The 19,185-nt window shown below is 60.6% G+C and carries 16 protein-coding genes; 11 read left to right on the forward strand and 5 right to left on the reverse strand.

Annotated elements, in window-relative coordinates; translation table 11 throughout:
* Positions 1–12: 12 nt before the first annotated feature.
* A complete protein-coding gene (locus ACLKMW_RS01615; protein ID WP_415722620.1) occupies positions 13–615 on the reverse strand; it encodes a helix-turn-helix domain-containing protein in 603 nt (200 codons plus the stop codon).
* Positions 616–775: 160 nt separating this feature from the next.
* On the opposite strand from ACLKMW_RS01615, the gene ACLKMW_RS01620 reads away from it, so the two are divergent.
* The 8 genes from ACLKMW_RS01620 (at position 776) to ACLKMW_RS01655 (ending at position 10,572) form a co-directional block, all read left to right on the forward strand.
* Positions 776–1,486, forward strand: coding sequence for a nitroreductase (locus tag ACLKMW_RS01620; protein ID WP_415722621.1), 711 nt, complete (start codon positions 776–778; stop codon positions 1,484–1,486).
* A gap of 197 nt (positions 1,487–1,683) precedes the next feature.
* Positions 1,684–4,170: a mechanosensitive ion channel domain-containing protein gene (locus ACLKMW_RS01625; protein ID WP_415722622.1), complete on the forward strand. Its 2,487-nt coding sequence runs from the start codon at positions 1,684–1,686 to the stop codon at positions 4,168–4,170.
* 134 nt (positions 4,171–4,304) lie between these two features.
* Positions 4,305–4,568: a hypothetical protein gene (locus ACLKMW_RS01630; protein WP_415722748.1), complete on the forward strand. Its 264-nt coding sequence runs from the start codon at positions 4,305–4,307 to the stop codon at positions 4,566–4,568.
* A 210-nt stretch (positions 4,569–4,778) separates the two neighbouring features.
* Complete coding sequence (locus ACLKMW_RS01635; RefSeq protein ID WP_415722623.1) at positions 4,779–6,218, forward strand: UbiA family prenyltransferase; 1,440 nt, start codon at positions 4,779–4,781, stop codon at positions 6,216–6,218.
* The gene (locus tag ACLKMW_RS01640) at positions 6,206–7,567 is read left to right on the forward strand and encodes an FAD-binding oxidoreductase (RefSeq protein WP_415722624.1); all 1,362 of its coding nucleotides are present in this window, start codon (positions 6,206–6,208) and stop codon (positions 7,565–7,567) included. The genes ACLKMW_RS01635 and ACLKMW_RS01640 overlap by 13 nt, the downstream gene beginning before the upstream one ends.
* 84 nt (positions 7,568–7,651) lie before the next feature.
* The gene (locus ACLKMW_RS01645) at positions 7,652–8,086 is read left to right on the forward strand and encodes an EamA family transporter (protein ID WP_415722625.1); all 435 of its coding nucleotides are present in this window, start codon (positions 7,652–7,654) and stop codon (positions 8,084–8,086) included.
* Positions 8,083–9,090 carry an NAD-dependent epimerase/dehydratase family protein gene (locus ACLKMW_RS01650; protein ID WP_415722626.1) on the forward strand — a complete coding sequence of 336 codons (1,008 nt, stop codon included), beginning with the start codon at positions 8,083–8,085 and terminating at the stop codon, positions 9,088–9,090. The genes ACLKMW_RS01645 and ACLKMW_RS01650 overlap by 4 nt, the downstream gene beginning before the upstream one ends.
* A gap of 9 nt (positions 9,091–9,099) precedes the next feature.
* Positions 9,100–10,572 (forward strand): aspartate aminotransferase family protein, encoded by a 1,473-nt coding sequence (locus ACLKMW_RS01655; protein WP_415722627.1) that lies wholly within the window; start codon positions 9,100–9,102, stop codon positions 10,570–10,572.
* 60 nt (positions 10,573–10,632) lie between these two features.
* Here ACLKMW_RS01655 and ACLKMW_RS01660 read toward each other — a convergent pair whose 3' ends face one another.
* Complete coding sequence (locus ACLKMW_RS01660; RefSeq protein ID WP_415722628.1) at positions 10,633–12,375, reverse strand: hypothetical protein; 1,743 nt, start codon at positions 12,373–12,375, stop codon at positions 10,633–10,635.
* 303 nt (positions 12,376–12,678) lie between these two features.
* Between ACLKMW_RS01660 and ACLKMW_RS01665 the strand changes: the two genes are divergently transcribed.
* The gene (locus ACLKMW_RS01665) at positions 12,679–15,240 is read left to right on the forward strand and encodes a GcvT family protein (protein ID WP_415722629.1); all 2,562 of its coding nucleotides are present in this window, start codon (positions 12,679–12,681) and stop codon (positions 15,238–15,240) included.
* A 92-nt stretch (positions 15,241–15,332) separates the two neighbouring features.
* Positions 15,333–16,184 carry a DUF1194 domain-containing protein gene (locus ACLKMW_RS01670; protein WP_415722630.1) on the forward strand — a complete coding sequence of 284 codons (852 nt, stop codon included), beginning with the start codon at positions 15,333–15,335 and terminating at the stop codon, positions 16,182–16,184.
* Between the two features lie 128 nt (positions 16,185–16,312).
* Here the strand turns inward: ACLKMW_RS01670 and ACLKMW_RS01675 are convergent, their stop codons facing one another.
* From ACLKMW_RS01675 to ACLKMW_RS01685, 3 genes are all read right to left on the reverse strand, one after another.
* Complete coding sequence (locus ACLKMW_RS01675; RefSeq protein ID WP_415722749.1) at positions 16,313–17,251, reverse strand: GlxA family transcriptional regulator; 939 nt, start codon at positions 17,249–17,251, stop codon at positions 16,313–16,315.
* Positions 17,252–17,504: 253 nt separating this feature from the next.
* Complete coding sequence (locus ACLKMW_RS01680; RefSeq protein ID WP_415722631.1) at positions 17,505–17,648, reverse strand: hypothetical protein; 144 nt, start codon at positions 17,646–17,648, stop codon at positions 17,505–17,507.
* A gap of 296 nt (positions 17,649–17,944) precedes the next feature.
* Positions 17,945–18,130: a hypothetical protein gene (locus ACLKMW_RS01685; protein ID WP_415722632.1), complete on the reverse strand. Its 186-nt coding sequence runs from the start codon at positions 18,128–18,130 to the stop codon at positions 17,945–17,947.
* A gap of 132 nt (positions 18,131–18,262) precedes the next feature.
* On the opposite strand from ACLKMW_RS01685, the gene ACLKMW_RS01690 reads away from it, so the two are divergent.
* Positions 18,263–19,165, forward strand: coding sequence for a LysR substrate-binding domain-containing protein (locus tag ACLKMW_RS01690; RefSeq protein ID WP_415722633.1), 903 nt, complete (start codon positions 18,263–18,265; stop codon positions 19,163–19,165).
* Positions 19,166–19,185: the final 20 nt, after the last annotated feature.

Raw genomic sequence — 19,185 nt, forward strand, 5'->3', positions numbered from 1 at the left:
CGGTCGTACCGCTCAATAGACGGGCGGCGAGACCACCCAGATCACCACCGCAGGCTCGGCGCCCGGATTTTTCCAGCGAAACCGCTTGCCGCCGAAGCGGAAGCTGTCACCCTCGGTCAGCCGATGCCAATTTCCGTCAATCTCGATGTCGAAGCGGCCGGAAACCACGTAGCCTGCCTCCTCGGTCGGGCGCATCGCCGGGGACTTCAACTCCGCGCCGGGCGCGAATTCGGAACGCAGCATCTCGAAGCTGCCGCCGAGGTCCGGTGAAAGAAGCTCCTCGATAAGTCCGGATTCGCTTGTCCCGAGCAGGCGACGGCGACCCGCGCGCACGACAACGCCACGTTCGGTCTCGTCTGGCACCTCATGGCCGAAGAACAGGCTGACCGGCACACCGAACACGTCGGCAAGCGCTCGCAAGTCGCCGATGGACGGCCGGGAGAGTCCGCGCTCGACCTGGCTCATCCAGCCGACCGAGCGCCCCAGCCGCAGCGCAATCTCCGATAGTGTCAATCCGCGCGACTTGCGCAGCGCCCGCACGTCGCGGGCCAGCAGCATGTCAGCGCTGACGGGCTGGCTTTCGGCGGAACTCTGGCGAAGAAGGGAAGCGGGCATGAAAATTCTTTCTGGAATTTCATCGTGTGCCCAGTGCGTGAAAAAATCAAGCTTCATTTCATGCAGCTCAGGTATAGCTTGCGACATGCGGCTGGCTGGTGCAAATGCTGCACTGCGGCGAATGGCTTCTGGTTTGCAGCCGCATCGGAAAGGAACTTCCATGCTGTCACGAGGAACCGTGGCCACTTCTGGCGACATCAGCGAGACTGCCGACGAGGCCATTCTCTCTCGCCGTTCGGTGCGGGCGTTTCTGCCGACGCCGGTGGATGAGAGGACAATCCGGGACATACTGCAGGTAGCGGCGCGCGCGCCGTCCGGCACCAACATGCAGCCCTGGAAAGTCTACGTCACAACCGGTGAAACCAAGCAGCGAATTGCCGACGCGATTCTCAATTCCGGCATTCGCGCCGAGAAAGCCGTCTGGGACGAATACAAATATTATCCGGATCAGTTCTTCGAACCGTATCTGCAACGGCGTCGGGAGAACGGCTTCGGCCTCTACAGCGTGCTCGGCATCGGACGTCGCGAGGTCGAGCGCATGCGTGCGCAGCACGACCGCAACTTCATCTTCTTCGATGCACCGGTCGGCATGATCTTCACCATCGATCGGCGGCTGAATATGGGATCATGGGTCGATTACGGGATGTTCCTGCAAAACATCATGATCGCGGCGCGGGCGAGGGGCCTGCACACCTGCCCGCAGGCGGCATTCGCGCCCTACCATCGCCAGATCAGGCCGATCCTCGATATTCCCGACGAGGAAATCGTCGTCTGCGGCATGGCGCTCGGCCATGAAGACACGTCGAAGCCGGAAAGCACCTTCCGCACCGGCCGTGCACCGCTGGAGGAGTGGGTGACGTTCAGGAAATGAGCGAACGGTGAATGGTGAAAATGCTTGCTGCTCACGGCAGCCAAGTGTCTCTTCACCATTCACCATTGCCTTGGCGGGCCCGTGAGCAGCGGCCGTCCGATGTGTTCCCAAGTTGGCTTGCCCGCTTGCCGCGCCGTCTTTATCACTGTCGAACCTCGTACCACCCGGTTCGCTAGCTCGTGAGACGCCCAAACAGCATGTTGTTCGATATTTTGCGACGCCTTGCCCTCCTGGTTCTGCTGGCGTCGATGGCCGCAAGCTACCCTCTCGTCGCGAACGCGCAGCAACCGGCTGCTGTGGGGGCGGACACCGACGCCACGGCCGGGGGTGTCGTCGATACGCAACGGCAGGCGATCGACATGCTCACGGTAAAAGTCGACGTTATCGAGAAGGAGATAAATGCAAGCGACGAGAATGAAGAGGGTCTCGTCAAGGCGCGCGCGGAGCTGGAAACGATCGACAAGGCGCTGCTGGACAGCGGTCTCGCCTTTCGTCCTCGCCTGAGCGAAATCAACTCACGCATCGAACAGCTTGGCCCACCACCCGGGGAGGGGCAACCGCCGGAGCCGGAGCTGGTGGCGAAGGAGCGCCAGGCGCTCGCCACCGAAAAGGCGGAAATCAACGTCCTTCTTGGCAATGCGGAGGATCTATCGGTCCGGGTCAACGGACTGGTCAACCAGATCGCGACGCTGCGGCGCGATCTTTTCACCAATATGCTCACTAGGCGCTATCAGCTCCGTGAAGCGTTCAGCGGTGAAGTCGGGTCGGCGGCCCAGCAGGAACTTGGCACGCTTTATAGGGCCGTTTCGTCCTGGTTGCGATTTGTCGTCCAGTTCAAACACCAAGCGGTGCTGACGGCCACCTTCCTGGCGCTTTTGGCCGCGGCCATCCTGCAATTTGGCGGCAAGCGCCTCTTCCGCAGTTTGGTCGACCGCAACCCGGCGATCGAGGAGCCTTCCTATCTCAGCCGGCTCTCGGTTGCCTTCTGGTCGACCCTGCTGCCGAGCATCGCGGTCAGTGTGTTCCTGAATTCCACGATCGGTCTCTACAACTATTTCAACGTGCTGCGCGGCGATATCGGGGTGTTCCTCAACGGCGTCAGCGTGGTCATTTTCGTTTCCTTCTTCGTCAATCGCCTCAGCCATGCGGTGCTCTCGCCCGATATGCCCGCGTGGCGGCTGCTTCCGATCGAATCGCGCCCGGCTCGAATTCTGATCTGGTTACTGACCGCCATGGCATTGGTGGTCGGGGTCGATTTTCTGATGGGGGTTGTCAGCGACACGCTGAGTTCGCCGCTTTCCGTCACCATCCTGAAGAGTCTGATCGCCGCGATTACCGTCGGCGTGCTGCTGATCCTCATCGGCTCCGTCAAGCCATTTGCCGACAAGGATGGAGAGCCGCGTCCATGGCCCGCGACCTTGCGCTTTCTCTTTTATTTCCTGGGGGCGACGACGATTGTCTCCGCACTTCTGGGCTATGTCAGCTTCGCGCAGTTCGTCTCAAGGCAGATCGTCATAACCGGCGCGATGCTGGCGACAGCCTATATCGGCTTTCTGTCCTCTCGCGCCATAGCCAGGGAAGGCAGCTTTGCCGATACCTCGATCGGTCACCGGCTGAAGGGACGCTACGACACGGAAGAAGCGGTGCTGGACCAGCTCGGCCTTGCCGCCAGCCTTCTCATAAATATCCTGATCGTCGTCGTCTTCCTGCCCCTGGTTTTGTTTCAGTGGGGGTTCCAGCCCGGTGACATCGCCACCTGGCTGAACAAACTTGCAACCGGGTTCCAGATCGGCAGCTTCTCCTTCTCGCCGCTTGCCATCCTTACGGGCCTGCTCGTCTTTGCGCTCGGCTATTTCGTCACAAGGTGGTTTCAGGGTTGGCTCGACGGATCCGTGATGGCGCGCGGCAAGGTCGATGCCGGCGTGCGCAACTCGATCCGCACGATCGTCGGCTATGCCGGCCTTGCACTGGCCACCCTGATCGCCATATCGGCCGCAGGTATCAACCTGTCCAGTCTGGCGCTGATTGCCGGCGGTCTCTCCCTCGGCATCGGTTTTGGCTTGCAGAATGTCGTGTCGAACTTCGTTTCGGGCCTGATCCTGCTGGCCGAGCGCCCGTTCAAGGCCGGTGACTGGATCGTCGCCGGTACGGTCACCGGCACGGTCAAGAAAATCAGCGTGCGCGCTACCGAGATCGAGACGTTCCAGCGTCAGACAGTCATCCTGCCCAATTCCGAGCTGATCAACAGCGCCGTCGGCAACTGGACGCATCGCAACAAGCTTGGGCGCATCGATATCAAGGTAAACGTCGCCTACGATTCAGATGCAAAGCGCGCGCATGAGATCATGCTGGAGATCACGCGCGGTCATCCAATGGTGCTGAAGAATCCGGAACCCTTTGTGCTTTTCGCCAATTTCGGCCCGGCGGCGCTCGAATTCGAGATTCGCGCCTTTCTTTCCGATATCGTGAACAGCAATTCGGTCCAGAACGACATCCGCTTTTCGGTCGTGGAGGCCTTTGCCGAGGAAGGTATTGCCATTCCCTCGACGGCGCGTTTCATCATGCCACACGAGGAGGAGCTTGCGGACGAGCCTAAAGCTGAGCTTGACCAAGGCAAGCGCACGGAGCCGGAAGAGCAGGTCGGCCGTGTCAGGCGAAATCGAAGAAAGGTCGACCCCGATTAAGGGAGCCCCTTTGCCGATTGTGGCATGAACGTGTCATTCAGTTGCCGTTCAGGCTTTGAACTCTATAAGATCACTGCAAAAGGCGGGAACGCCTTGCAAATGGCAACAGAGGCGGTGGAAGCACCGACATGGCAATGATGAGATCTCTTCTTGCGGCCGTTGCTCTTGTGGCGGTGGGCAATACGGCTTTCGGCGCAAGCGCCATCAACAAGGACGCCGAGCCGCACACGCTGGTCGTGACCGAGGGCGGCAGCAAGACCGAACTGGCGCTGGCTGGCGGGGAGACCGTCGAATTCTGCCCGAGCGGCTGTTTCGTGACCATGCCGAACGGCGATCGCGAAGTGCTGACCGGTAGCGAGACCGTCGAAATTTCGGGCGGTGTCGCCCGCATCAAGTAATCACCGACAGCAATGCTGGGAAATACGTCAAGGCCGGGCGCATTGCCCGGCCTTTTATAGTTTCCGGTAGCGATTGTTTAACGACGCTGCGGATTTTCACCCTCGTCTGCCGCCAAATCCGCCGAGCTTAACCTTCTGTAGCTCTGTGCCGGCTACACCGCTCTTCAAGACGCCGGGAAACGGCGCGGCAACAACAGGCGGGGCTGAGGCATGGATGCTCGATCTGATAACGTTGCGATTCCGCTTGCCGTCGATCTCGACGGCACGCTGATCGCCAGCGATTTGCTGTGGGAAGGGCTGTTTCTGCTGTTGCGGAAGAACCCGGCCTATTTTTTCCTCGTTCCCTTCTGGCTGATTGGCGGGCCCGCCCGGTTGAAGCAGGAGATCGCCGCGCGGGTGGATATCGACGCGGCGTCATTGCCCTACCGCGAGGCGGTTGTCGCCCGCCTGCGCAAGGAGCATGCGGCCGGACGCCGGATCGTGCTCGCGACAGGAACGCCGCGCAAGTTCGCCGAAGCGATCGCGGCCCATCTCGGATTATTCGATATGGTACTGGCGACCGACGGGCTTGAGAACCTGACTTCGGGGCGCAAACGCGCGGCGCTCATCGCCGCCTTTGGCGATGGCGGTTTCGATTATGCGGGAAACAGCCGCCATGATCTCAAGGTCTTCGACGCGGCGCGGGAGGCGATCGTCGTTGCACCAGACCGCAAAGCGGCGCGCTGGCAAGCGAGGCATGGCTGTGAAGTCGTTCCCGGAGCGAAGCCGAACGTTCGAACGATCCTGAAGATGCTGAGGGTGCATCAGTGGCTGAAGAATTCGCTGATCGCCGTGCCGGTCGCGCTGTCGCACGAATATCTCGATGGGCAAATGCTGATTGCCTGTGCACTGGCGTTCATATCGTTCTGTGCGGCCGCCTCGGCGATATACATTATCAACGACTTCTTCGACCTGGCGCTCGACCGCGCCCATCCGACCAAGCGCAACCGGCCCTTCGCCAGCGGTGCGCTCTCGGTTCCATTCGGCCTGGTTTCGGTGGCTGTGCTTCTCGCCATCAGTCTCGGTACGTCGCTGTTTCTGCCGGTGGAATTCTTCGGCGTGCTTTGCCTGTACCTGGTGGCGACCACCGCCTATTCGCTGGCCGTCAAGCGCATGCTGCTCATCGACGTCTTGATGCTTGCCGGGCTCTATACGGTTCGCGTCCTTGCCGGAACGGTCGCGACTGGAGTGGATGAATCGTTCTGGCTGTTGGCCTTTTCCATCTTCTTCTTCCTGTCGCTGGCATTGGTGAAGCGCTATGTCGAATTGCGATCCTCGACGATCTCGATGGGTGAGCGCATCGCGGGACGCGGCTACCGTGCCGAGGACCAGGAAATCGTCGCCCAGGCCGGCATGGCATCCGCCTTCTCGGCAGCATTGGTGCTGGCGCTCTATATCGACAGTTCGGCGGTGCGCGAACTCTATCCACACCCCTGGCTGGTATGGCCGCTGGCACCGCTCGTGCTCTATCTCACGATGCGCGCCTGGATACTGGCGCGCCGCGACGAGATGCATGACGATCCGGTGGTCTTCATCATTCGCGACTGGCGCAGCCAGATCGTCACTGTGATGGGCGCGGCCTTGCTGTTTGGTGCAAGATGGGCCGGCTGAACCTCCAGTACGGAAGCTTCGGCAGGATCATGCCGCCGGCACGCTGGGCGCTACCGGCCGCCGAAGCCATCGAACGCCTGCAAGCCGGAACTGCCGGCGAGGGGTCGTTGCTGGCCTACGGCAATGGCCGCTCCTATGGCGATTCCTGCCGAAACGAAGCCGGAAGCCTCATCGACATGCGGCCGATGAACCGCATCGTTTCGTTCGATGCCACGACCGGGCGACTGGAAGCCGAGGCCGGCGTGCTTCTTTGCGACATCATCGCGCACGCCGCACCTCATGGATTTTTTCCGGCGGTCGTGCCGGGCACCCAGTTTGTGACGCTTGGCGGCGCCATCGCCAACGATGTCCATGGAAAGAACCATCATCGGCGCGGCACATTCGGCTGCCACGTGGAATCGCTCACGCTGCTGCGCTCCGACGGCCGGGCCTATACCTGCTCGGACGCCGAGAATACGCAGCTTTTCCAGGCGACGATCGGCGGCATGGGGCTGACCGGCCTGATACTCAAGGCGTCTATCCGCCTGATGCGCGTGCCCTCGCTCGATATCATCGAACGGGTAACGCGCTTCGGTGGGCTCGCGGAATATTTCGAGCTCGCCGAGGAAGCCGACGCCGCCAACGAATATGCCGTTGCCTGGATCGACCAACTGGCCGGCGGCGCGAAAAGCGGGCGCGGCCTGCTCCTGACCGGCAACCACGCTGAATATGGAGCGCGAACCGCCCCCGCGGCGGCAGCGCGGCTCTCGGTGCCGTTCCAACCGCCGCTGAACGTGCTCAATCGCCCGTTCCTGACCGCGTTCAATGCCGCCTATCGGTGGCGGAAAGGCAGGAATGCCGCGCCGCATCGTACCGGCTTCCAAAGCTTCTTCTTTCCGCTTGACGGCGTTCGCGACTGGAACCGGCTTTATGGCCCCAACGGCCTTTTCCAGCATCAGAGCGTCGTGCCGGAGGCGGCGGCGCGCGAGACGATACCGGCATTGCTCGAAGCGGCACGGCAAGCCGGGCAGGGGTCTTTCCTGACAGTGCTCAAGCGTTTTGGCGCTGTACGCTCGCCCGGCCTGATGTCCTTTTCGCGGCCCGGTTACACGCTGACGCTCGATTTTCCGAACCGCGGCGAAACTACACTGGCGCTTCTCAGCCGCCTGGATGCGATCACCGTCGACGCCGGTGGTGCCGTCAATCCCTACAAGGATGCGCGCATGGGCGCCGATATTTTCGGAGCCTCGTTTCCGGACTGGCCGCTTTTGGAAGAGCTGCGCGACCCCGCCTTCACTTCGAGTTTCTGGGAGCGTACGGCGCGGCAGCTTCCGGCGGTTCAGCGGGGTCGTGGCGAGGCCGCAGCTTAGAAGTGTAACTACCTAAAATTGTAGTCATTACTTCACAATATATTTCAGGCTTTGCGCTACCTGTTACTCAGGACGGACAGTTAGATGAAATACATAGCATTTATACTCTTCACCGTGATGACGAATGCGGCTGCGCAGCTGATGCTGAAGCAGGGCATGATGACGCTGGGGCCGATTTCTTTCGCCGGTGCCAATCCGATCCTGAAGATCCTTCAGATTGTCTTCAGCCCCTGGGTATTCGCCGGACTTGCCACCTTCGTCATTTCCATGGCCTCGCATCTTTATGTGCTGTCGAAGGTCGAGCTGTCCTTTGCCTATCCCTTTCTCAGCCTCGCCTATGTGGCGGTCGCGGTATTTGCCTATTTCGTTTTCCGCGAAGATCTCAATGCCTGGCGCATCGCCGGTATCGGCTTCATCTGCATCGGCACGGTGCTGATCGCGCAGGGCGGCAGCGGGCATGAGGACGTGCCCATTTCCACTTCCAACGAAACCATCCAGACGAGCGAGCTTGCCCGATGAGACATGTTATTTTTGGAGGCGACGGTTTCGTCGGCCGTCATCTTGCCCCGAAACTTTTGGCCGACGGTCAGGAAGTCATCGTCGCCGACATCGTCAGGAGCGAACTTGCGCATTATCGCAACGCGCGTTTCGTCCACTGCGACGTAACCGATCCGGAAGCCGTGGCAGCGCTCGGCATGAAGCCGGACGACATGGTCTACAATCTGTCGGCCAAGATGCTCTCGCCGATCCAGGTCCGCGCCAAGCGCCACGACTTCTTCTGGCCGGTGAATTTCCACGGCACCGAGAACATCATCCAGGCCATGGACAAGGCGGGCGCGACGCAGCTCGTCCACTACACCACCGACATGATCTATGGGCACACCTACACCTTCCCGCAGACCGAGGAGCATCCGGCTTCGCCATTGGGAGAATACGGCCTGTCGAAGCTGAAGACCGAAGAGCTCGCCGCCGAATGGCGCGAGCGCGGCATGAGAATCTCGCTGTTCCGTCCTCGCCTGATTATCGGACCCGGCCGGCTCGGCATTTTGGAGAAGCTGTTCAAGCTGATCGACTGGAACTTGCCCGTGCCGATGATCGGTTCGGGCAGGAACCCCTATCAGTTCATTTCGGTGTTCGACTGCGCGGAAGCGGCGCGCGCCGCCTGGAAGGCCGGCGTACCCAATGAAGCCTACAATCTTGGCTCGCTCAATCCGCCGCCGGTGCGCAAGCTGCTCGGCGATCTGATCCGTCATGCTGGGTCGAAGTCGATCCTGCTGCCGACGCCGGCCTGGGCGGTGAAACGCACGCTCGACCTGCTCGATCTCATGAACCTCCCGATCATGGATCCCGAGCAATATCTGATTGCCGACGAGATGTGCATTCTCGACGTGTCCAAGGCCGAACGCGATCTCGGCTGGGTGCCGCAATACCGCGACGAGGACATGCTGATCGCCGCCTACAAGGAATACCGCGCCAAGAAGGACGGTCATGCTGTGGCCGCTGCCCAGGTTCCTGCCGAATAGGAGAGTTCGATGACCGTCATGACCAAGCCGAATACAGGTGCTGCTCGCGCGGTGCTTGCAGCGCCGAGCCTTTCGCCGGCAGGTATTGCCAAACCCGATTTGATCAGCGTCGAGCAAGCCAAGGCGATGGATGTCGCCACGATGACCGACCTGTTCAAGACGCATCTCAACCCCGGACAGCTTCATTTCATGAAGCTGCTCGGCTTCCACAAAGTGAAGATCGAACGCGCCGAAGGCATGTTCTACACCGACCAGAACGGCCGCAAGATCCTCGATTTCTTTGGTGGTTTCGGTTCGCTGGCGCTCGGCCACAACCATCCGCGCATCGTGGCCGCGCGCAAGAAATTCCAGGACGAGAACCGGCACGAGATCGCCATCGCCTTCATGTCGCAATATGCGGCGGCACTTGCCCACAATCTGGCACAGATTGCGCCGGGCGACCTCGACATGGTGTTTCTCGGCTCCTCCGGCTCGGAGGCCATGGAAGCTGCAATCAAGCTTGCCGAGCGTGCGGCCGGGCCGAAGCGGCCGAAGGTCGTCTATGCCGAGAATTCCTTCCACGGCAAGACGAAAGGCGTGCTGTCGATCACCGATGGCCAGCTCTATCGCGGCGAGTTCAAACTCACCGATAACACCATACGCGTGCCTTTCGGCGACATCGGCGCGGTCGAGAATATCTTCCGGGCAGATCCGGAAATCGGCGTCATCGTTCTTGAAACGATCCAGGGCGGAGGCGGCATTATCCAGGCGCCGGAAGGCTACTGGCAGAAGCTGCGGGCGCTCTGCGATCAGTATGGCGTATTGTGGATCGCTGACGAAGTGCAGTGCGGGGTCGGCCGCTCGGGTCGCTTCTTCGCTTTCGAGCATTTCGGCGTGGTGCCCGATATCACTGCCGTTGCGAAATCGCTCGGCGGCGGCAAGTCGGCCATGGCGGCGATGATTGCGCGGCGCGAGGTCTACATGAAGGCCTATGGCACGCCGAAAACGGCGATGATCCATGCCGCCGCCACCTTTGGCGGCATCGGCGAGGCGTCGATCACCGCAATCGAGACGCTGAACGTACTTTACGACGAGGGGCTGATCGACAACGCGGCCGACACCGGCGAATATCTGCTCCAGCGGTTGCGGGCGCTGCAGGCCAAATATCCCAAGATCATCAAGGAGATTCGCGGCCAGGGTTTCATGGTTGGCCTCGAGTTCCATGACTTCTCGCAAACTCTACCCATGGTGCTGCGGCCGGTCGTCAGCGTGCTGGACGACAAGCTGAAAGGTTCGCTGTCGGGCTTCGTCGGTGCGCTGCTCTTGCGTGACTACGACGTGCTGGTCGCCTTCACCGAATACAATCGCAACGTCATCCGCCTGCTGCCACCGCTGATCTGCGAGCGCAGCCATGTCGATCAGTTCGTCGATGCGCTCGACAGCCTTCTATCGCGGGGCATCGTCGCGATTGTGAAGGATTTCGTCAAAAGCCAGATGAAGTAGTCTGCGGCACGCGACGATCTGAAATCGGCCGGGACTGAAATCCCCGGCCGATTTCATTTGCTACTGTTTGGGAAGTCTGCCTGCGTGGCGCGGATTGACGAAGGCGTCGTAGCAATCGTTCAGCTTGATGCGAACATGGCTCTTGAGGCCTTCGCTGTAGATTTGCAGGAGGGCCATGTTGGCGGTGGTCAGCGGACAGGTCGGCAGAAGCGCGATGTCGACATTCTCGACCTCTTTCAATTCGTCAGAACCCGGTTTGGGAACGGCGCGGCTTGGGTCGGCTCCGATTGCGATATGCTTGGGTGCGCTGCGGTCCATCAGCCACGGAAACGGATTGACGAAATTCAGCGCCATGACCGTTTCGAAGCGAATGCCGCTTTGTCTTTCCAGCTCAAGCAGACTCTCGACAGTTCGATCGAAACCGATCAGCAGACCGATCTGGAAATCGAAATCTGAGTAGAGCAGCGGCGCCGGCAGTTCGCCCGCATCGACGAATTTGTCAAATAGATCGCGATGGGCGGCATAAAAGGGCAGCATGTGCTTCACCCGCTCCATGACCTCGGGCCGCATGTTCACGGCGCCCAATGTCTTGAGGTGTTTGTGCTCCAGCGGGACATTCTTCACCGCTCCGATATAGGCGCGCGCAGCCCGTTCGATCGTGTTGACGAATGGCGGAAGGACGCATGCGGCGGCAAGCGCGATCGTCGCGATCAATAGTTTCGGCGTGGCGATCATGCCTCCGGATTTGAGCAGGACGGCAAGAACGGCAGGCCATACCAGGATCATCGCCTGGCTGCCGGTGTTTTGCGTTTCGAAGAAAATCCCGGCAAAGAGCACCACTCCTAGCCACAACGCGTTGTTGTCGAGGAGTTTTGCGACCGTGGTGGCGCTTTTATCTCGGCGGACCTCGCCGATCGCGGCGGCGATGCGCTTGCGTCCGGCATAAAGCACGGTCAAAGCGAGCAAGAATCCCGGCATGACCACGCCGAAATTGAGCGAAGCCGATTGCAGGAAGCGTGGGGCGAGCGAACCGCCATTCATCGCAACCAGAATCAGGATATCGGCGACATATTGCGAGACCAGGCCAGTGGTAACTTCGAGTGCGGCCAGCACGAAGAAAAATCCGAGCGCCGACGCTACCGCATGGCGCAGTCCGATGCGCCCGGCGACGAAGGCGAAGGCGCAAAGCAGCACGCCTGCGATGGCGCCGGTGATCTTCAGGAAGAAAAGACCAAGCAGCGACAAAGCCATGACCAGCGCCAGCACCCGCTGGTTGCGTACGAACAGCAGCGCGCAGGTGAGAATGTATAGCAACTGGCTGGCCTGCCGATTGTAGATGCCGAACCCGTCCGAGCCCGGATGCGGGTAGAAGTCGCGCGTGTTGAAGGGCAGGATCGCAAAAACCAGAAACGGCACCAGCAGCGCAAACGCGATGACACGCGACTTCTGATCGACCTGGTGCAGGATGAGCCCCATCAGCGGGGCAGTGATTGCCAGCAGGGACCAATGCACCAGCAACGCCGGTTGAGCGTTCGGGAACAGCCATACCGCGCCGGCAAATAGATAGTATCCGAGCGGGCCAACCGGGGTGAAGAAGTCGATGATTGGCGCCTGCCCGTCAAAGATGCGATTGGCGGCGTCGAAATAGATGAAGAGGTCCCAATACATCGGGCCGATGGGAACCGAGAGCGGGAGCGCCAGGAGAACCAGAAGGGCGGCAAAGGATGCAGCCAACAGAATGAGTGGGGAGAGGGACAGGCGCGTTCTGGCCCCTTGCGCGACCTGATTTGCCGTGGCGTTCATTTTTCCCCCACCTTCAATTCGCGGTACAGCTTCGAATACCGCCGCAAGCTTTCGGGTGGGCCGCATATCGGGCGCCCGGGAAGGTGGGCGGGTCGTCCGGCACAACGCGAGGACGGTCGGTATCCGACCGACAATCAGTCCCTAGCACCGCGCGCCAAACAACAGGTTAACCATGGCTGGCCACGTGCGGGCGTGGCCGGGCCGGGCGCGTCGCGGTGCTTTCGTGCGGTGTCGCAAACAGGCTGTAAACCCGCCGCATGGCTCTATAGTGTGCCGGAAAATTCCATCTCGGAGTCAGGGAAAATGGCAGGGTTTCCGGAACAGGCGAAGGTCGTCATCATCGGGCTGGGTGGTATCGTCGGGGCCTCGGTCGCCCACCATCTCATCGAGCGCGGATGGGACGATATTGTCGGCATCGACAAGTCCGGCATCCCAACCGATATCGGCTCGACGGCGCATGCGTCCGACTTCTGCTATGCGACCAGCCATGATTTCCTGTCCTGCTGGACGACGCTCTACTCGATCGACTTCTATGAAAAGATGGGCCACTACGCCCGCATCGGCGGGCTTGAAGTTGCGCGCGTCGGCGACGATGCGCGCATGGACGAGATCAAGCGCAAGGTCGCCTCGGGCAAGGCATTCGGGACGCGCGCGCGCCTGATCGAACCGGCCGAAATCAAGGAAAAATTTCCGCTGATTGAGGAGGGCATGGTTCAGGGCGGCCTGTGGGACCCTGATGCCGGACTCGTCATTCCGCGCTCGCAGACGGTCGCCGGCAAGCTGGTCGACCAGGCCGAAGCCTCGGGCAAGCTGAAGGCCTTTGCCAATACGTCCGCCACCTCGTTGCTGATCGAGAATGGGCGGATAAAGGGCGTGGTGACCAATCGCGGCACCATTCATGCCGATTACGTGGTGGTCTGCGCCGGTATCTGGGGCCGGCTGATCGCCGAAATGGCAGGTGAGGACCTGCCGGTCATGCCGATCGACCATCCGCTCACCTTCTTCGGTCCCTATGACGAGTTTGCCGGCACCGGCAAGGAGATCGGCTGGCCGCTGCTGCGCGACCAGGGCAACTCGGCCTATATGCGCGACACAGGCGACCCCAAGACTGCCGAGGGCGGGCAAATCGAGTGGGGTTATTATGAGGAGACCAACCCGCGTCTCTGCCACCCGCGCGATCTGCTGGAGAAGGACCAGGCCCGTCTTTCGCCCTCCCAGCGCGACCTCGACATGGAGCAGATCATCGAGCCGCTCGAACGCGCCATGGAGCTCACGCCGATCCTCGGCGAGCTTGGCTACAATGAGAGCCATTCCTTCAACGGTCTCTTGCAGGTGACCACCGATGGCGGCCCTTCGATGGGTGAAAGCCAGAAGGTGAGGGGCCTCTGGTATGCCGTTGCCATCTGGGTCAAGGACGGTCCCGCCATGGGCAAGCTGATTGCCGACTGGATGACCGACGGTCGCACCTCCATCGACCACAGCCGCATCGACTACGCCCGCTTCCAGCCGCATCAGCTTGAGGAAAAGCATATCGAAGAGCGCTGCACCGAGACCGCCATGAAGGTCTACAATCCGGCGGTGCATCCGCGCGAACCTTTCGGCGGGGGCCGCAATGTTCGCCGCTCGCCGTTCTGGGAACGCGAGAAGGAACTCGGCGGCTATTTTATGGAACTCGGCGGCTGGGAGCGTGCGCACGGCTATGCCGCCAACGAGCATCTTTTGGAGAAATATGGCGATCGCGTTCCGGTGCGCGAGAACGAGTGGGACAACCGCCATTTCTGGCGCGTCTCCAATGCCGAACATCTGGCGCTGAGCGAAGATTGCGGCATCATCAACCTGTCGCATTTCGCGGTCATCGACGTCGAAGGGCCGGATCACGTCGCATTGATGGAATGGCTGTGCGCGGCCAAGGTCGGCGGCGACAACATGGTCGGCAAGGGTATCTACACCCACTTCCTCGACGATGAAGGCATGGTGCGCGCGGATTTGACCGTGATCCGCATGGAAGACCGCTGCCGCGTCATCGACGGCGCCGATGCCGGGCCGCGCGACTTCCACTACATTCGCCGCGTGGCTGAAGATAAGGGCTTCGATGTCACCGTCACGGACGTGACCGAGAAACATGTCACGATCGGCATATGGGGTCCGAATGCGCGCACCACGCTTAAGAAGGTGGTGGAAGACCCCGAGGGCTTGTCGCAGGAAAACTTCCCCTTCGCAGCGATCAAGCCCGTCCGCATCGCGGGCAAGGATGTGGCGGCTTTCCGCATCTCCTATGTCGGTGAGCAGGGCTGGGAATTGCATATGCGTTATGAGGACGCCCTTGCCGTATGGGATGCCTTGCGGTCGACCGGGGTCATGGCTGTCGGCGTCGAAACCTATGCCAACAGCCGCCGCATGGAGAAAAGCCTGCGTCTGCAGAACGCGGACCTGCTGACCGAATACAATCTCTTCGAGGCCGATCTTGCCCGGCCGAAGGTGAAGGAGGCGGATTTTCGCGGTAAGGCCAAGCATCTGGAATACAGGGCGCGCGCCCACCAGCCGGCAATGCTGTGCACGCTCATCATGACCGACAATGTCGATGCGAAAGGGATTGCCCGCTATCCGGTCGGCATCATGCCGGTAATGGACCCTGAAACCGGCGAGACGCTGGTTGATGAACTCGGCCGCCGTTCCTTCACCACCTCGGTCGCCTATGGTCCGACCATCGGCAAGAACATCGCTCTCGCCTATCTGCCGTGGGCCTATTGTCAGGAAGGCCGCAAGCTCACCGTGGAATATTTCGGCGAGACCTATCCGGTGGAGGTGGCGGCCGTTGGCTACAAGCCGCTCTACGACCCGGAAAATCTAAAGCCGCGGAGCTGATGATACGGTACTCGCGAAATCGTGAAGAGAAAGGCCCGGCGAAAAATCGGGCCATTCTTTTTTAAAGGCCGTTTTTTGCGTACCCTGAGGGCATGTCTCGTTGGTCTTGCATCAGACATGCCCTTGCCGGCGGTATCACGCTAGCGCTGGCGCAGTTCGTCGCGCCGCCAAGTTTCGCGGCAGAGCCCGTCGATCTCGAACTGATCCTGGCCGTTGATGTGTCGCTGTCGATGTCGCCCGGCGAGCTTGAAATCCAACGCCGGGGCTATGCGGCGGCGCTCATGCATGACGATGTCATCCAGGCTATCCGTGATGGCGTTCATGGCAAAATCGCCGTAACCTTCTTCGAGTGGGCTGGCGCTACAACGCAGCGTGTCGTCGTACCGTGGACGACGATCTCCTCACTGGAGGATGCCGAGCGTGTGGTGCTCCAGCTTTCCGCCAAGCCGCCAAGCAGCGCACGGCGTACGTCGATCTCCGGCGCGCTTGAATTCGGCAACGACCTGTTTGCCGAAAGCGGTTATCGCGGCACCAGACGGGTTATCGACGTATCCGGCGATGGACCGAACAATCAGGGGGCGTCGGTGGAGGGTGCGCGTGACGCGCTGATAGCGAAGGGGGTCACCATAAACGGCCTGCCGCTGATGACAAATGGCGGCTTCACCAGCGTCTACGATATCGCGGACCTCGATCGCTATTACGCCGAATGCGTCATCGGGGGGCCGGGCGCCTTCATGATAGCGGTCAATGACTGGCCGCAGTTTCCCGAAGCCGTTCGCCGCAAGCTGGTTCTGGAACTGGCGGGTAACTCGCCCGACGATGCGGTGAGGAGCGAAGACACCAACAGTCTTCCGGTGGTTTTGGCGCAGGCCAAGGGATCCTACGACTGCCTGGTCGGCGAAAAGCTGTGGCGCGATCGGTCCTGGATGATGAACTCGCGCTGATCCAGATCGACGCGTCCTGACGGACGGACGCATATTGTCGATCTATCTCTTTGTTGGAGCATCGGATTTTTCCGAAAGCCGGGTTCCACCTTTCGGTCCGATGCTCCAGTCACATGTTTCGGGGCTTGTCAGGCCGCCAGCAATTGCTTGCGGTCCACCCGTTCTTGCTGAGGCGAGCGGGCGTAGAGCTCGCGGTAGCACTTGGAGAAATGCGAAGCCGAGACGAAGCCGCATGCCACCGCAACTTCGACCACCGGCAGCGACGACTGGATCAAGAGGTGACGGGCCCGGTCGAGCCTGATTTCCAGATAGTACCTCGCCGGAGAGCGGCCCATCTCGGTGCGAAACAACCTTTCAATCTGGCGACGCGACAGGCCGACATGCTCGGCGATTTCAATCAGCGACAATGGTTCGGAAAGATTGGCTTCCATCAGTTCGATGATGGTCAGCACCTTGGAGTTCTGAACGCCAAGACGCGCCCTGAGCGGCAGGCGCTGGCGGTCGGTCGGGCTGCGGACGCGATCGGTCAGCACCTGCTCGCAGACGCGATTGACGAGATTGTCGTCAAAATCTTCGCCGATCAGCTTCAGCATCATGTCCAGCGCGGCGGTGCCGCCGGCGCAGGTGTAGATGTTCTGATCGACCTCGAAGAGATCGGCAAAGACATTGACCTTCGGAAACGCCTCTGAAAATCCCGGCAGGTTTTCCCAATGGATCGCGCAGCGCTTGTTCGACAGCAGGCCGGCTGCAGCCAGCACATGTGCGCCAGTGCAGAGGCCGCCCACCGCGACGCCGCGATTATATTCTTCCCTGAGCCAGGCGAAGGTGGATTTGTTCTGGTATTTTTCGACGTTGAGGCCACTGCAGACCACCACCATGGAGGGGCGATCGACGCCGGACATTTTCTTGCGTTCATCATCGAGGGAGGTGTCGACGGAACACTCGACATAGTTGGAGGCACGGACCGGCTTGCCGTCGATGCTTGCCAGCCTCCATCGGTAAGCCTCGTAGCCGAGCATTCGATTGGCGGAGCGCAGCGGATCGAGCGCCGTGGCGAATGCTATCATCGTGAAATCGGGAACAAGAAAAAAAACGATCGAGCGTTTGATCGGATCTTTCGTGGCGCTCAAGGAACCCTCACACAGCCCATGATGTCGCTGACAAGAATGTCGCGATCAGCAAAGCTGTCATCAGGAAAAGCCATGGCTGTCAATGGGTAGAGGGCGCTTGGACGAAAAAAATTGCGACATTGGCCGCACTGCGTCATCCGCCGGACCAATGAGGAACGCAGCCGCCCGCCACTGCTTGCCGTCGGTTGCTTCAGCGGATGAGAAAGCCCAGCCGGGCAGCCGCGATTGCGCCGGCCTGGCCGGGCATTGTGCGGCCGAGGCGCTGGCGCTCAAGCGCAGTGGTCAGATTCATCTGGCGGCGATTGCCGGCGAGAAAGCGCGAGAAAATCTTCATGACACTTATCCATGCAGTCAGCTTACACGGGGTGCCTTCGTTTTATGGGGCGCCTCGTTTGCGAGGCTCATATAGGAGCTTCGCGCGAGGGCTTACACGAAGAAAACGAAGTGCTTGACGTGAAATGCGACATCGCCTGCTGACGGTGAATGAACAAGATGTCGCGGGCTGATTTGCAGCCATGGGATCGTGCCCGTGTCTTTCGTGCAAGGCACGTGGCTCGGACCGTCACTCGCATAAAAAACCTGCCGGATGTCTGCGAGACGGTCCGGCAGGTTGACCTTGCCTACACACGATTATCTTTCTCCGGCCCAGGCACCGAACGAAACGCGCGAGGTCTTGCGCTTGTCATCGACATAGGGCCATCCGATATCCTTCTGGATTTCGCGTGGCAGCGAGCGGATCAGGCGCTCGGTTTGATAGCGGCTGCGGGCAGCGGAATAGTCGGCTGCAAAGCGGCTGATTGCTGAAAGAACAGACATTTCACTCTCCCTGGTTTGCGGTCCGGGCATTCGGACCAACTCTGCTGATGACTTGACTATCCGCCCGATTGGATGTTCAATCAAACGAAATGGAATGATCTTTTAAGTCAGCAAAATTGAAAGGCGAGAGCGATGACGACTCCCCTCAATCACCCCTTGCCGGTGCTTGATCTCGATGTGCTGCGTACGTTTGTGGCGATCGCCGAAACCGGAAGCTTCACCGCCGCTGCCAATGCCGTCTTTCGCACGCCTTCGGCGGTGTCGATGCAGATCAAGAAGCTCGAGGACATCCTGGGGCGTTCGGTGTTTTCGCGCGATGCAAGGTCGGTGACGCTGACCAATGACGGTGAAATCCTGCTCGGCTATGCCAGGCGGCTCCTGGCAATCAATCGCGAGGCGGTCTCCAAGTTCATCATTCCCGATATTGTCGGCGTCGTGCGCCTGGGCTCGCCAGACGATTATGGCGAACGCATTCTGCCGCATGTGCTGAAGCGTTTCGCCCAGACGCACCCTTCGATCGCCGTCGATGTGACCATCGACCAGAGCAAGAATCTGATGCGGCGCATGGACGACCGCACGCTCGACATCACGCTCATCACCAATTCCTACAAGGCTGCAGTGGCCGGCGCCGAGACACTGCTGACCGAGCCGATCGTATGGGCTGGCGCCAAGGGCGGCTGCGCGCATTTGCGCGAACCGCTGCCGGTGTCGCTATGGGAGGAGGGATGTGCCTGGCGCGCCGGCGCGCTCGAAGCGCTTGGCCGGGAAGGGCGAAGCTACCGCATCGCCTATATGAGCGCGCATACGGCCGGCCAGCGTGCCGCCATTCTGGCGGATCTGGCGGTGGCGCCCTTACCGAAATCCTTCCTCGGCAGTTGCAATCTGGTGGAGCTTGGCGCGAAGGACGGCATGCCGGAGATCGGCGAATACAGCCTTGCGCTGGTGGTGGCGCCGGAAGCCAGCGCGCCGGTCAAGGCTGTTGCCGACCACATCCGCGCCGCCTTCGAGCTTTTCCGGGAAACCGGCAAGTTCTAGAGCTTTTCCGGATAGCCTGA

Origin of the sequence: Borborobacter xinjiangensis (assembly GCF_047739745.1) — a bacterium.
Lineage (GTDB): Bacteria > Pseudomonadota > Alphaproteobacteria > Rhizobiales > Rhizobiaceae > Pseudaminobacter.